The organism is Planococcus sp. VCh962 (assembly GCF_057748275.1).
In genome coordinates, this window is sequence record NZ_JBYLHS010000012.1 from 23548 (window position 1) to 38483 (window position 14936).

Sequence of the window (14936 nt, forward strand, 5' to 3'; positions counted from 1 at the left end):
TAAACGAGGACAAGCCGTACAGAAACTCGAGACAAAAGGGAGGTAGGCTCCTTGATAGATGTTAACAATTTTGAGTATATGAAAATCGGATTAGCGTCACCCGATAAAATCCGCTCATGGTCTTATGGAGAAGTCAAAAAGCCAGAAACAATTAACTACCGTACATTAAAACCAGAAAAAGACGGTTTGTTCTGTGAACGTATTTTCGGTCCTACAAAAGACTGGGAATGCCATTGTGGAAAATACAAACGCGTCCGTTATAAAGGTGTAGTCTGCGACCGCTGTGGCGTTGAAGTCACACGTTCAAAAGTACGCCGTGAGCGCATGGGCCACATTGAACTTGCAGCTCCTGTATCACATATTTGGTATTTCAAAGGAATTCCGAGCCGCATGGGCCTTATCTTGGATATGTCTCCGCGCTCACTTGAAGAAGTTATTTATTTCGCTTCTTATGTAGTAATCGATCCTGCGGATACACCGCTTGAAAAGAAACAGCTTCTTTCGGAAAAAGAATATCGTGCTTATCGCGATAAATTCGGTAAAAAATTCCAAGCTGCAATGGGTGCTGAAGCGATCAAACGACTTCTACAGGAAATCGATCTTGAACGCGAAACAGATTCATTAAAAGAAGAACTAAAAACTGCTCAAGGACAACGCCGCACACGTGCGATCAAACGCCTTGAAGTAGTGGAATCTTTCCGTAACTCCGGAAACAATCCGGATTGGATGATTCTTGATGTTCTTCCGGTTATTCCACCGGAGCTTCGCCCGATGGTTCAATTGGATGGCGGACGTTTTGCGACTTCCGACTTGAACGATTTGTACCGTCGTGTAATTAACCGGAACAACCGCTTAAAACGCTTGTTAGACCTTGGTGCGCCTAGCATCATCGTTCAAAACGAAAAACGTATGCTTCAGGAAGCTGTTGATGCGTTAATTGATAACGGGCGCCGTGGCCGTCCAGTTACCGGACCGGGTAACCGTCCGTTAAAATCTCTTTCTCATATGCTGAAAGGGAAACAAGGACGTTTCCGCCAAAACCTTCTTGGTAAACGTGTTGACTATTCAGGCCGTTCCGTTATCGTTGTAGGACCGAACTTGAAGATGTATCAATGTGGATTACCGAAAGGAATGGCGATTGAGCTATTCAAGCCTTTTGTAATGAAAGAACTTGTTGAACGCGGTCTTGCACATAATATTAAGAGCGCGAAACGTAAAATCGAGCGTTTGCATTCAGAAGTTTGGGATGTACTTGAAGATGTAATTAAGGAGCATCCGGTTCTATTGAACCGAGCACCGACTCTTCACAGACTTGGTATCCAAGCATTTGAACCAACACTTGTCGAAGGTAAAGCGATCCGTCTACACCCATTAGTATGTACTGCGTACAACGCCGACTTTGATGGTGACCAAATGGCTGTTCACGTACCGCTTTCTTCTGAAGCACAAGCCGAAGCTCGTCTTCTTATGCTTGCTGCGCAGAATATCTTGAACCCGAAAGATGGGAAACCAGTTGTAACTCCATCTCAGGATATGGTTTTAGGAAACTATTACTTAACTCTTGAACGCAAAGGAGCTACAGGTGAAGGCGCAACATTCTCTGGGCCTGAAGAAGTGCTTGTTGCTTACCAGACAGGGCATGTCCACCTTCATACAAGAATTGCAATTCTTGCTGGTTCTTTAAAGAATCCGACGTTTACAGAAGAAGAAAACAAAATGCTTTTATTGACATCTGTCGGTAAAATTATTTTCAATGAAATTCTGCCGGAGTCTTTCCCGTATATCAACGAACCAACCGATTATAATTTGCAGGTGGAAACGCCAGCTAAATATTTCGTGCCAACTACAACAGATATCCGTACTCATATTGCGGAAGCTGAGCTGGTAACGCCATTCAAGAAAAAAATTCTTGGAGAAATCATCGCTGAAGTATTCAAACGTTTCCATATTACTGAAACTTCAAGAATGCTTGACCGTATGAAGACCCTTGGATTCAAATACTCAACACAAGCTGGTATTACAGTTGGAGTTGCAGATATTGTCGTACTTCCTGATAAAAATGAAATTCTTGTTGAAGCACAAGCAAACGTTGACAAAGTTATGAAACAGTTCCGTCGTGGATTGATTACGGAAGAAGAACGTTATGCGCGCGTCATCTCTCATTGGAGTAATGCGAAAGATGTCATTCAGGAAAAACTAATGGCTTCTCTTGATAAATTGAACCCGATTTATATGATGAGTGACTCCGGAGCCCGAGGTAACGCATCCAACTTTACTCAGCTTGCTGGTATGCGAGGACTAATGGCCAACCCGGCTGGACGCATCATCGAACTTCCGATTAAATCTTCATTCCGTGAAGGTCTGACGGTACTTGAATACTTTATCTCTACTCACGGTGCACGTAAAGGTCTTGCCGATACTGCCTTGAAAACTGCAGACTCAGGTTATTTGACACGTCGTTTGGTTGATGTAGCACAAGATGCTATCGTCCGAGAAAACGATTGTGGAACAGACCGAGGATTGCTTGTTGGAGCATTGATGGAAGGCACTGAAGTGATTGAAGAGCTGGATGAGCGTATTGTAGGTCGCCATGCGAAGAAAACAATCCGTCATCCTGAAACAAAAGAAGTGATTGTAGCAAAAGACGAATTGATTACTCAAGACCTGACTCGCTTAATTATGGAAGCAGGGATCAAGGAAGTAACAATCCGCTCTGCGTTTACTTGTAATACAAAACATGGTGTGTGTAAGAAATGTTATGGCATTAACTTAGCGACTGGTGATGAAGTCGAAGTGGGCGAAGCGGTTGGTATTATTGCTGCTCAATCAATCGGTGAGCCAGGAACTCAGCTTACAATGCGTACATTCCATACAGGCGGAGTTGCGGGAGACGATATTACACAAGGTCTTCCACGTATCCAAGAAATTTTTGAATCGCGGAATCCGAAAGGGCAAGCAGTTATTTCTGAAATCAACGGTACTGTTACCGAAGTAGATGAAATTCGCGAAGGCCAAAAAGAGATCACGATTCAAGGGGATGTCGAAACACGTAAATACCTGGCGCCATACAATGCCCGCCTAAAAGTTCAAGTGGATGATGTTATCCGCCGAGGTGAAGTATTAACTGATGGTTCGATCGATCCGAAACAATTGCTACAAGTAAAAGATGTTCAGTCTGTTCAAGTGTATTTGCTGAAAGAAGTTCAAAAAGTATACCGTATGCAAGGTGTTGAAATCGGCGATAAGCACGTAGAGGTTATGGTTCGTCAAATGTTCCGTAAAGTTCGCGTAATTGAAGCCGGAGATACCGACTTGTTACCAGGTTCACTTTTGGATATTCACCAGTTCTCAGAAGCGAATGAAAAAGCAGTTTTAGAAGGCAATTTGCCAGCAACAAGCCGCCCGGTCATTCTTGGTATTACCAAAGCTTCTCTTGAAACAGAATCATTCCTATCAGCCGCATCATTCCAGGAAACGACTCGCGTCCTTACAGATGCAGCGATTAAAGGGAAACGTGATGAGTTGTTAGGTTTGAAAGAGAACGTCATCATCGGTAAACTTGTTCCAGCTGGAACAGGAATGCAGCGTTACCGCCAGATTAAAATTGCGCGAAGTGAAAAAGAAGCGCAACAAGAAATCGTCGGCACAGAATCATAAACTAACTTTTTCCGGGGAGTTCTTTTCTAAACTCCCCGGGATTTTTTGAGAATACTGTTGACATCAAATTCATACAATGATAATATGTTGAGGGTTGATGGTTTAACCGTCTGACACTTTGGAGGATATGCAAATGTCTTATGAAAAAGTAAAGCAGGCAAGTAAAACAATCATAGGTACAAAGCAAACAGTAAAAGCATTGAAAAGCGGTATTGTCCAAGAAGTAATAGTGGCAAAGGACGCGGACGATCGAATGACCGAACAAATCATTCAACTAGCTAGAGAAAAAGGTATTCCGATCGAATTTGCAGATTCACGCTTAAAGCTTGGCAAAGCATACGGCATTCATGTCGGAGCAGCTGCTGTGGCGATTACTGGCTGACAGTTTTTGTGTAAAAAACACAAAGACTTTGTTTTTACCCAAAAAATGAACCACCTGGATATGTGGAATTAGAACACCTTTTGAGAGGAGGAAAAATCGATGCCTACAATTAACCAATTAGTTAACAAGCCTCGTAAACCAAAAAGCACTAAATCAGACTCACCAGCGTTGAACAAAGGATATAACAGCTTTAAAAAGTCTCAGACTAACGTAAGCTCTCCTCAGAAACGCGGAGTTTGCACACGTGTTGGTACAATGACACCAAAGAAACCGAACTCTGCTTTGCGTAAATACGCACGTGTACGGTTGACAAACCAAATTGAGGTTAATGCTTACATCCCTGGAGAAGGCCACAACCTTCAAGAGCACAGTGTAGTTCTTCTTCGCGGCGGACGCGTAAAAGACTTACCGGGTGTACGTTACCATATCGTACGTGGAGCACTTGATACTGCTGGAGTTAACGGCCGTATGCAAAGCCGTTCTTTATACGGAACTAAACGTCCAAAAGTAAAAAAATAATTATTTGAAATAACGAAGAGATTTCGTTGAAAGGAGGAACACACATGCCTCGTAAAGGTCCTGTATCGAAACGTGACGTGTTGCCAGATCCGATTTATAATTCCAAATTGGTGACACGCTTAATTAATAAAATGATGGTTGACGGAAAAAGAGGTACTTCACAAAAGATCCTATACGGAGCGTTCGAATTAGTTAAAGAACGCAGTGGTAAAGATCCAATTGAAGTATACGAACAAGCGTTGACAAACGTAATGCCAGTTCTTGAAGTTCGCGCACGCCGAGTTGGTGGAGCTAACTATCAAGTACCGGTTGAAGTTCGCCCTGAACGCCGTACAACTCTAGGCCTTCGCTACCTTGTAAACTACTCACGCCTGCGTGGAGAAAAAACAATGGAAGAGCGTTTGGCTAACGAAATTCTTGATGCTGCTAACAACACTGGAGCTTCAGTTAAAAAACGTGAAGATATTCACAAAATGGCGGAAGCGAACAAAGCGTTTGCTCACTACCGCTGGTAATTTCTTTCAAGATGTTAAAATCTTAATCCGAGATGGAAGGAGAAAAACAACATGGCTAGAGAGTTCTCCTTAGACAAAACACGTAATATCGGAATCATGGCACACATTGATGCCGGTAAAACGACTACTACGGAGCGTATTTTATATTACACAGGCCGTATCCACAAAATCGGCGAAACGCATGAAGGTGCTTCTCAAATGGACTGGATGGAGCAAGAGCAAGAGCGTGGAATCACGATCACTTCTGCTGCTACAACAGCTTCTTGGAAAGGGCACCGCGTCAACATCATTGATACTCCTGGACACGTAGACTTCACTGTTGAAGTTGAACGTTCATTGCGTGTTCTTGATGGTGCTGTTACAGTTCTTGATGCTCAATCGGGTGTTGAACCACAAACTGAAACAGTATGGCGTCAAGCAACAACATATGGTGTACCACGTGTTGTGTTCGTCAATAAAATGGATAAAATTGGTGCAGATTTCCTTTACTCTGTAAAGACTTTGCATGATCGTTTGCAAGCAAACGCTCACCCAATTCAATTGCCAATCGGTGCAGAAGAAAGTTTCTCAGGGATTATTGACCTTGTTGAAATGAATGCACGTTTTTATGCAAACGATTTGGGAACTGAAATTACTGACGGAGAAATTCCTGAAGATTATAGAGAACTGGCTGAAGAATGGCACACTAAACTAGTGGAAGCTGTTGCTGAGCTGGATGAAGACTTGATGGAAAAATATCTTGGTGGGGAAGAAATCACTGTAGATGAACTTAAAGCAGCAATCCGTAAAGGAACGTTGTCAGTTGAGTTTTACCCAGTGGTATGCGGAACTGCATTCAAGAACAAAGGCGTTCAATTAATGCTAGATGCAGTAATTGATTACCTACCATCACCACTTGATGTACCACCGATGACTGGTGTTCTTCCTGATTCAGAAGAAGAAGTAATTCGTCGACCTAGCGAAGACGAGCCATTCTCTGCACTAGCGTTTAAAGTTATGACAGATCCATACGTAGGGAAACTAACATTCTTCCGCGTATACTCTGGATCTCTTAAATCTGGATCATACGTTCAGAACTCCTCAAAAGGCAAGCGTGAACGTGTAGGTCGTATCCTGCAAATGCACGCAAACTCTCGTGAAGAGATTTCTGAAGTATATTGCGGAGATATCGCTGCTGCAATCGGCTTAAAAGATACTTCTACTGGAGATACTTTGAGTGACGAGAAAAACCAAGTAATCCTTGAGCGCATGGTATTCCCGGAACCAGTTATCTCATTGTCAGTAGAGCCGAAATCAAAAGCGGACCAAGACAAAATGGGTCAAGCCCTTGCGAAATTGCAAGAAGAAGATCCAACTTTCCGTGCACATACAGATCAGGAAACTGGTCAAACAATCATCGCGGGTATGGGTGAGCTTCACCTTGATATCCTAGTTGACCGTATGCGCCGTGAGTTTAACGTAGAAGCTAACGTAGGTGCACCTCAGGTATCATACCGTGAGACATTCCGTAGCTCTGCACAAGTCGAAGGTAAATTTGTACGTCAGTCTGGTGGACGCGGACAATTCGGACACGTTTGGATTGAATTCTCTCCAAACGAAGAAGGAGCAGGTTTTGAATTTGAAAATGCTATCGTTGGTGGTGTTGTTCCACGTGAATACATCCCAGCTGTTGAAGCGGGTCTTCGCGACTCTCTAGACAACGGTGTTATTGCCGGATATCCATTGATTGATATCAAAGCTAAATTGTTCGATGGTTCTTACCATGATGTTGACTCCAACGAAATGGCTTTTAAAGTAGCTGCTTCAATGGCTCTTAAAAATGCTATTTCTAAAGTTAACCCGGTTCTTCTTGAGCCAATTATGCGTGTTGAGGTTGTTATCCCTGAGGAGTACCTTGGAGATATCATGGGTGACATTACGTCACGCCGTGGCCGTGTAGAAGGTATGGATGCTCGCGGAAACGCACAAGTTGTCCGTGCTATGGTTCCTCTTGCAGAAATGTTTGGTTATGCAACTTCATTGCGTTCTAATACGCAAGGCCGTGGTGTGTTCTCAATGCACTTCGATCACTATGAAGAAGTACCAAAATCAATTTCTGAAGAAATCATCAAAAAAAATAAAGGTCAATAATTGAAATTTGATCTTTAATAAAGTATAAATAGTTTGTATGCCTGGAATAATAGGGCCCTGTTATTCCGGCGCTTCAAACACCTAATTAACTTATATTTTGAGGAGGATTTTTCTAATGGGAAAAGCTAAATTTGATCGCTCTAAAACACATGCGAATATTGGTACAATCGGTCACGTTGACCATGGTAAAACAACTTTAACTGCTGCAATCGCTACAGTTCTTGCTAAAGCATCAGGCGGGGAAGCTCGTTCTTATGACCAAATCGATAACGCACCTGAAGAAAAAGAGCGCGGTATCACTATCAATACTTCACACGTTGAGTATGAAACTGCTTCACGTCACTACGCGCACGTTGACTGCCCAGGACACGCTGACTATGTTAAAAACATGATCACTGGTGCTGCACAAATGGACGGCGGGATCCTAGTAGTATCTGCTGCTGACGGCCCAATGCCACAAACTCGTGAGCACATCCTTCTTTCACGTCAAGTTGGTGTTCCTTACCTAGTAGTATTCATGAACAAATGTGATATGGTAGACGACGAAGAGCTTCTTGAGCTTGTTGAAATGGAAGTTCGCGATCTTCTATCTGAATATGACTTCCCTGGCGATGACATTCCTGTTATCAAAGGTTCTGCTCTTAAAGCTCTTGAAGGAGAAGCAGAGTGGGAAGAAAAAATCATGGAATTGATGAATGCTGTTGATGAGTACATTCCAACTCCAACACGTGACACTGACAAACCATTCATGATGCCTGTTGAGGATGTATTCTCAATCACTGGCCGTGGTACGGTTGCTACTGGACGCGTTGAACGCGGACAAGTTAAAGTCGGCGACACTGTTGACATCATCGGTCTTACTGAAGAACCAAAAGCTACAACTGTAACAGGTGTAGAAATGTTCCGTAAATTGTTAGATTATGCTGAAGCTGGTGACAACATCGGTGCTCTTCTTCGCGGGATCTCTCGTGACGACGTACAACGTGGACAAGTATTGGCTAAACCAGGCACAATCACTCCACACACTGAATTCACTGCTGAAGTTTATGTTCTTTCAAAAGAAGAGGGTGGACGTCACACTCCATTCTTCACAAACTACCGTCCGCAGTTCTACTTCCGTACAACTGACGTAACTGGCGTTTGTAACCTTCCTGAAGGCGTAGAAATGGTTATGCCAGGAGATAACATCGAAATGACAGTTTCTTTGATTTCTCCAATCGCTCTTGAAGAAGGAACTAAGTTCTCTATTCGCGAAGGCGGCCGTACTGTAGGCGCTGGCGTTGTTGCTTCAATTCAGAAGTAATTAATGCTAAATTTCAAATCCCCTGGATCATTTTTAATGATCCAGGGGATTTTTTTATGCTTAAAAGCAGGCCCATGTCTGCACTTTTTTTGCTTATATGAAGTATGTAATATACTGCATTCAAAAAAAGTTCACACTTTTTTAAAAACTCTCAAAACCTTGATTTAGAGACATTGGAAGCGGATACATAAATGAATAATATTCAAAATAGACTAAAAACTCCAACAAACGCTGTTGACACTCTTTAAAATAGGCGATATGATAACAACAATTTACAGATGGTAAATAAGAACTTAAGGAGCAAGAATAAAACTTTTGGAGAAAGAAGTGGAAAGTATGGAACAACAAGTAATCTATATGAACGGTGAATTTGTTAGAAAAGAAGACGCTAAAGTCTCAGTTTATGATCACGGGTTTTTATACGGAGACGGAGTGTTCGAAGGAATTCGTTCTTACAACGGAAACGTATTTCGATTAGAGGAACACTTAGAACGTCTTTACGATTCAGCAAAATCAATCATGCTTGAAATTCCGCACACTTTCGAAGAAATGACCAATTTGGTTGTAGAGACTCTTCGCCAAAATAAATTAAAAGATGCTTATATTCGCCTCGTTGTTTCCAGAGGAGTCGGAAATCTTGGCCTTGATCCTTTAAGTTGTGGAACACCTAACGTCATTGTAATTGCAGAGCCCTTATCTCTATTTCCAAAAGCCTTATACGATTCAGGGATTGAAATTGTTTCCGTTGCTTCAAGGCGAAGCCGCTCAGACGTTTTAAGCCCAAAGGTTAAATCGTTAAACTATATGAATAACATCTTAGTTAAAATAGAAGCGAGCTTAGCCGGTGTATCAGAAGCACTCATGCTTAATGACCAAGGCTATGTGGCAGAAGGTTCAGCAGACAACATTTTCATCGTACGCAAGAAAAAAATTCTTACACCGCCTGGTTATGTAGGAGCGCTTGAAGGAATCACCCGAAACGCGATTATGGAAATTGCAGCTAAAAAAGGATATGAAGTACAGGAAGCTGTTTTTACAAGGCATGATGTTTATGTAGCTGATGAAGTTTTCTTGACTGGAACAGCTGCAGAAGTGATTGCAGTCGTTAAAGTGGATGGACGAGTGATAGGAGACGGAAAACCAGGACCTGTAACAAATGATTTGCTCGTATCTTTCCGTGAATTAGTTCAGCAAGACGGAGTAAAAGTTTATGCTGGACATCTGAATGTGGTTTGACAAGGTCTAATCAAAATAAATAAAATTTCATATATTAATTCAATGACGAGGTTAAAGTAAATGGAAAATGTATTCACAGAGAGCCGGTATAGGTGGAAGCCGGCAATACTCCCATTTACGACATCCCCTCTGAGTGGAGTGCTGAAAGGTTCTTACCGTTTAGGCATTCCCGGTAGCCGGCTCGATTAGGTTACCGTTAGAAAAGGATAAGCATAGCTTATCCATGAGGCTGCGGTTGCGCGGCGAAATAGGGTGGTACCATGAAGCTTTTTCATCCCTATACAAAGAACAAGTTTCTTTGTGTAGGATGAAAAAGCTTTTTTTATTCTACCAAAGACACAATCCAAAAGGAGGCGGACAGATTGGGAGTAAATGTTGAAGTAAGAGAAGTAACAAAGCAGAAATTGAAAGGCAGCGGTGCAGATGTCCTGATTCAATCGTTAAAAGAGCAAGGTGTTGATGTGATTTTCGGTTATCCAGGAGGGGCTGTGTTACCAATTTATGATGCATTGCACAGAAATCCAATCCGGCATGTGCTTGCAAGGCATGAGCAAGGTGCCATACACGCCGCTGAAGGATATGCCCGCGTCTCAGGGAAAACCGGAGTGGTTATTGCCACATCTGGTCCTGGGGCAACTAATCTAGTAACCGGAATTGCAGATGCCATGCTCGACTCATTGCCATTAGTAGTGTTTACCGGACAAGTTGCCAGTACGGTAATTGGAACAGATGCTTTTCAAGAAGCGGATATCATCGGAATTACACAGCCAATTACTAAGCATAACTACCAAGTGAAAAATGTAGAAGATTTCCCGAGAATCATCAAAGAAGCATTTTACATCGCTTCGACAGGACGGCCGGGGCCGGTTGTAGTAGATATCCCGAAAGATATCTCAACGGAAATGTTTTTAACAGACTTTCCGCAAGATGAGGCGATTCATCTACCGGGATACCAGCCTACTACCAACCCGAATTACTTGCAGATCCAAAAAGCAACTCAAGCCTTATCAATTTCGAAAAAGCCGCTGATATTAGCTGGTGCTGGTGTACTAGCCGCTCAAGCGACAGAAGAGCTGAAAAGATTTGTAGAGCGCCACCAAATCCCTATCACTAATACATTACTGGGACTGGGATCGATAGGGGGCAATCACAATCTGTTTCTTGGAATGGCTGGGATGCACGGAACATATACAGCTAATACCGCGATTTGTGAATGTGATGTTCTTTTGAATATCGGAGCACGGTTTGATGATCGGCTCACTGGCAATCTCGCACATTTCGCACCGAATGCAAAAGTGATTCACATTGATATCGATCCTGCTGAAATCGGAAAGAACGTTCCAACAGACATTCCGATAGTAGCAGACGCGAAAGAGGCGTTGCGGGAACTGTTGAATCAAAGCTTTGAATCACCAGACACAACTGACTGGCTACAACACTTATCGGCCAACACGGTAGAATACCCACTACATTACAAGGCTGATAAGGAACGGGGAATTCTTCCTCAGCAAGCTGTTGAGTTGATTCACCGCTTAACGGGAGGGGATGCAGTCGTTACGACGGATGTCGGACAACATCAAATGTGGACAGCTCAGTATTACAAATTCAACCACCCACATAACTGGGTAACGTCCGGTGGACTCGGTACGATGGGATTCGGCTTCCCAGCTGCTATTGGAGCACAATTGGCAAAGCCGCATGATATCGTGGTCTCGGTAGTCGGAGATGCCGGATTCCAAATGACTTTGCAGGAATTATCGCTATTGCAGGAATTAAGGCTTCCAGTGAAAGTGGTTATCCTAAACAATCAAAGCCTTGGAATGGTAAGACAATGGCAAGAAACATTTTATGAAGAACGTTATTCCCAATCATTGATTCATGTGCAGCCGGATTTTGTTAAGCTGGCGCAAGCATATGATATTCAGGGATATAAAGTGGAAACGATGGAAGAAGCAGAAAAAGTGTTTGCAGAAGCATTTGCTTCAACTGAACCGGCGTTGATCGATTGCCGAGTGGTGCAAATGGAAAATGTCTATCCAATGGTTGCGCCAGGCAAGGGGTTGAATGAAATGATCGGAGTGAAAGGCGAATGAAACGAGTCATAACAACAACGGTACTCAATCAAAGTGGTGTGTTAAACCGGGTGACAGGGCTTTTGATGAAACGTCAATTCAATATCGAAAGCATTTCGGTAGGGCATACCGAACAGCCGGGAATGTCAAAAATGACCTTTGTCGTCAATGTGGATGGGGAGGGGAAACTTGAACAATTATTAAAACAGCTGCAAAAGCAAATTGACGTTATCAAGGTACACGATATTACGGACAAAGCAATGGTTATGAGAGAACTGGCCATGGTAAAAGTGGTATCGGCGCCAGCGGTGAGAAATGAAATTTATACCATCGTCGAACCTTTCCGGGCCACCGTAGTCGATATGAGCAAAAATGTCACTACATTTCAGGTGGCTGGCGATCCGGAGAAAATTGAAGCATTTATTGACTTAATGAGACCTTATGGCATTAAGGAGATTACAAGAACCGGAGTAACCGCATTTGTTCGGGAAACTCAAAAAGCACATTCAGAACAATTATCCATCTTATAAAAAACCAAAAATCGAGGAGGAAATTAAAAATGGCAAAAATGTATTATAACCAAGACGTAAACGAGCAGGTATTAGAAGGAAAGACAATCGCAATTATCGGATATGGTTCTCAGGGGCATGCACACGCACAGAACTTAAAAGAATCAGGATTTGATGTAGTAGTTGGCGTAAGACCTGGAAAATCATTTAAGCAAGCACAAGAAGATGGCATGAACGTAACGACAGTAGCAGAAGCAGCACAAGCAGCAGATGTCATCATGATTTTGGTGCCGGATGAAAAACAAACAAAAATCTATAATGAAGAAATCAAACCGGCATTGACGGCTGGAAAGTCACTTGTTTTTGCTCACGGTTTTAATGTTCATTTCAATCAAATCGTGGCTCCGGAAGATGTAGATGTATTCTTAGTAGCGCCAAAAGGGCCAGGTCATCTTGTTCGCCGTACATACGAAGCGGGAGCAGGCGTTCCAGCATTATTCGCCATCCATCAAGACGTTTCAGGACAAGCGCAGGAAGTGGCTCTTGCTTATGCGAAAGGAATCGGGGCTGCGCGCGCGGGTGTTCTTGAAACTACATTTAAAGAAGAAACGGAAACAGATCTATTCGGTGAACAAGCAGTACTTTGTGGCGGTGTAACTTCTTTAGTGAAAGCTGGATTTGAAACATTAGTGGAAGCGGGCTATCAGCCGGAAGTGGCATACTTCGAATGCATGCATGAACTGAAATTGATCGTTGATTTGATGTACGAAGGCGGACTTTCAGGAATGCGCTATTCAATCTCTGATACAGCTCAGTGGGGAGATTTCGTTTCAGGTCCACGCATTGTTGATGCAGCAACTAAAGACCGTATGAAAGATGTATTGACTGATATCCAAACAGGAAAATTCGCGAAAGGCTGGTTGCTTGAAAACCAATTGAACCGCCCGGAATTCACAGCCATTGAAAAAGCGGAAGAAACTCATCAAATCGAGCAAGTAGGCCGAGTGCTTCGTGCAATGATGCCATTTGTTAACGAAGGCAAGAAAACAAAAACAAAAGAGGTGGTTGCTAGTGCGCAAAATTGACATCTTTGATACAACGCTAAGAGACGGGGAACAGTCGGCTGGGATCAACTTGAATACTGCTGAGAAAATCGAAATCGCCCGCCAACTCGAACGTTTTGGGGCTACGATCATCGAGTCAGGATTTCCAGCAGCTTCGCCAGGAGATTTCGATGCGGTTCAACGCATCGCAGGTACAGTAAAAAACTCAATCGTGACGGGCTTAGCCCGTTCGGTTGAAAGTGATATTTCCACTGCATGGGAAGCATTAAAAGGCGGCGAACAGCCCCATGTTCATATCTTCTTGGCAACTTCACCGATCCATATGGAACATAAATTGATGAAAACACCAGAACAAGTAATCGAAACGGCTGTAGCTTCTGTCAAATACGCCAAGCAGTTCTTCCCGCTTGTCCAGTGGTCGGCAGAAGATGCTTCCCGCTCCGAACCGGAATTTCTGGCGCGCATCATCCGTGAAGTCATCAAAGCAGGTGCCACTACAATCAACCTTCCGGATACAGTCGGTTACGCCACACCGCATGAATACGGTGCGCTGTTCCGCTATATATCGGAAAACGTCATCGGCATCGAAAACGTCAAGTTGTCAGCGCATTGCCATAACGATTTAGGGATGGCTACAGCAAATACCCTGGCTGCAATTGAAAATGGTGCGACTCAAATAGAAGGTACGATCAACGGCATCGGAGAACGCGCTGGAAACGTAGCTCTCGAAGAAATTGCAGTCGCTCTTCATATCCGTAAACAAGTTTATGAAACTGAAACGGGCATTCAACTAAAAGAAATTAAGCGCACAAGCCAATTGGTCAGCCAGTTGACAGGCAGCTTGATTCAGCCGAATAAAGCGGTTGTGGGAAAAAATGCTTTTGCTCATGAATCAGGCATCCATCAAGACGGCATGCTGAAAAATCCATTGACGTATGAAATCATTACACCGGAATTGATTGGCGATGCAAAAACTGAATTGGTGCTCGGCAAACATTCTGGCAGACATGCATTCAAAGACCGGGCACTTAAAATGGGCTTTGAGTTGAGTGATGAAAAGTTGAAAAAAGCATTCGTGGAATTCAAGAAACTGGCGGATCGAAAAAAAGTAATAGTAGAAGAGGACTTACTAGTGTTGCTAACCGATCAGCAGATCAATGACAGCGAAATACCGGTTTATAAATTGGAAAGTGTTCAAGTCCATTACGGGACAGCGAATATCCCGACAGCTACTGTTTCTGCTTATCAGCCGAATGGCGAGTTGGTAACAGAAGCTGCAACAGGCGCAGGGTCGGTGGAAGCGATATTCAATACCTTGGAACGCATTGTAGCCGGTGAAGTCCACATTCTGGATTATCGGGTAACATCAATCGGTAAAGGGCGCGATGCACTAGGTGAAGCGGTTATCAATATGACGTATGACGGGGAAACAGTAACAGGCCGCGACGTAGCACAAGACGTTTTGGAAGCAACAGCAAAAGCGTACTTGAATACAGTCAATCGCCAACTAGTCAAATCGGGGCAAAAAGTAAAAGTCGCAGTGGTCTAA

The 14936-nt window shown here is 43.2% G+C and carries 11 protein-coding genes and 1 other annotated feature; all 11 genes read left to right on the plus strand.

Going from position 1 to position 14936, the window contains the following annotated elements:
* Positions 1 to 51: 51 nt before the first annotated feature.
* Positions 52 to 3657, plus strand: a complete 3606-nt coding sequence (gene rpoC / locus AC3AQ9_RS19195) for a DNA-directed RNA polymerase subunit beta' (RefSeq protein ID WP_488309099.1) — start codon at positions 52 to 54, stop codon at positions 3655 to 3657.
* Between the two features lie 133 nt (positions 3658 to 3790).
* Positions 3791 to 4039 carry a 50S ribosomal protein L7ae-like protein gene (locus AC3AQ9_RS19200; protein ID WP_488309100.1) on the plus strand — a complete coding sequence of 83 codons (249 nt, stop codon included), beginning with the start codon at positions 3791 to 3793 and terminating at the stop codon, positions 4037 to 4039.
* A gap of 99 nt (positions 4040 to 4138) precedes the next feature.
* Positions 4139 to 4558, plus strand: coding sequence for a 30S ribosomal protein S12 (rpsL, locus tag AC3AQ9_RS19205; RefSeq protein ID WP_300990945.1), 420 nt, complete (start codon positions 4139 to 4141; stop codon positions 4556 to 4558).
* 44 nt (positions 4559 to 4602) lie between these two features.
* The gene (gene rpsG, locus AC3AQ9_RS19210) at positions 4603 to 5073 is read left to right on the plus strand and encodes a 30S ribosomal protein S7 (protein WP_036803872.1); all 471 of its coding nucleotides are present in this window, start codon (positions 4603 to 4605) and stop codon (positions 5071 to 5073) included.
* Between the two features lie 51 nt (positions 5074 to 5124).
* A complete protein-coding gene (gene fusA, locus AC3AQ9_RS19215) occupies positions 5125 to 7203 on the plus strand; it encodes an elongation factor G (protein WP_488309101.1) in 2079 nt (692 codons plus the stop codon).
* A 115-nt stretch (positions 7204 to 7318) separates the two neighbouring features.
* The gene (gene tuf / locus AC3AQ9_RS19220; RefSeq protein WP_488309102.1) at positions 7319 to 8506 is read left to right on the plus strand and encodes an elongation factor Tu; all 1188 of its coding nucleotides are present in this window, start codon (positions 7319 to 7321) and stop codon (positions 8504 to 8506) included.
* Positions 8507 to 8842: 336 nt separating this feature from the next.
* A complete protein-coding gene (gene ilvE / locus AC3AQ9_RS19225) occupies positions 8843 to 9742 on the plus strand; it encodes a branched-chain-amino-acid transaminase (RefSeq protein WP_488309103.1) in 900 nt (299 codons plus the stop codon).
* A 33-nt stretch (positions 9743 to 9775) separates the two neighbouring features.
* Positions 9776 to 10024: a binding site (T-box leader), on the plus strand.
* 80 nt (positions 10025 to 10104) lie between these two features.
* Positions 10105 to 11835, plus strand: coding sequence for a biosynthetic-type acetolactate synthase large subunit (gene ilvB / locus AC3AQ9_RS19230; protein ID WP_488309104.1), 1731 nt, complete (start codon positions 10105 to 10107; stop codon positions 11833 to 11835).
* Positions 11832 to 12344 (plus strand): acetolactate synthase small subunit, encoded by a 513-nt coding sequence (gene ilvN, locus AC3AQ9_RS19235; protein WP_488309105.1) that lies wholly within the window; start codon positions 11832 to 11834, stop codon positions 12342 to 12344. Before ilvB ends, ilvN begins: the two co-directional genes overlap by 4 nt.
* Complete coding sequence (gene ilvC, locus AC3AQ9_RS19240) at positions 12341 to 13408, plus strand: ketol-acid reductoisomerase (RefSeq protein ID WP_488309130.1); 1068 nt, start codon at positions 12341 to 12343, stop codon at positions 13406 to 13408. Before ilvN ends, ilvC begins: the two co-directional genes overlap by 4 nt.
* Positions 13395 to 14936, plus strand: a complete 1542-nt coding sequence (locus AC3AQ9_RS19245; protein ID WP_488309106.1) for a 2-isopropylmalate synthase — start codon at positions 13395 to 13397, stop codon at positions 14934 to 14936. The genes ilvC and AC3AQ9_RS19245 overlap by 14 nt, the downstream gene beginning before the upstream one ends.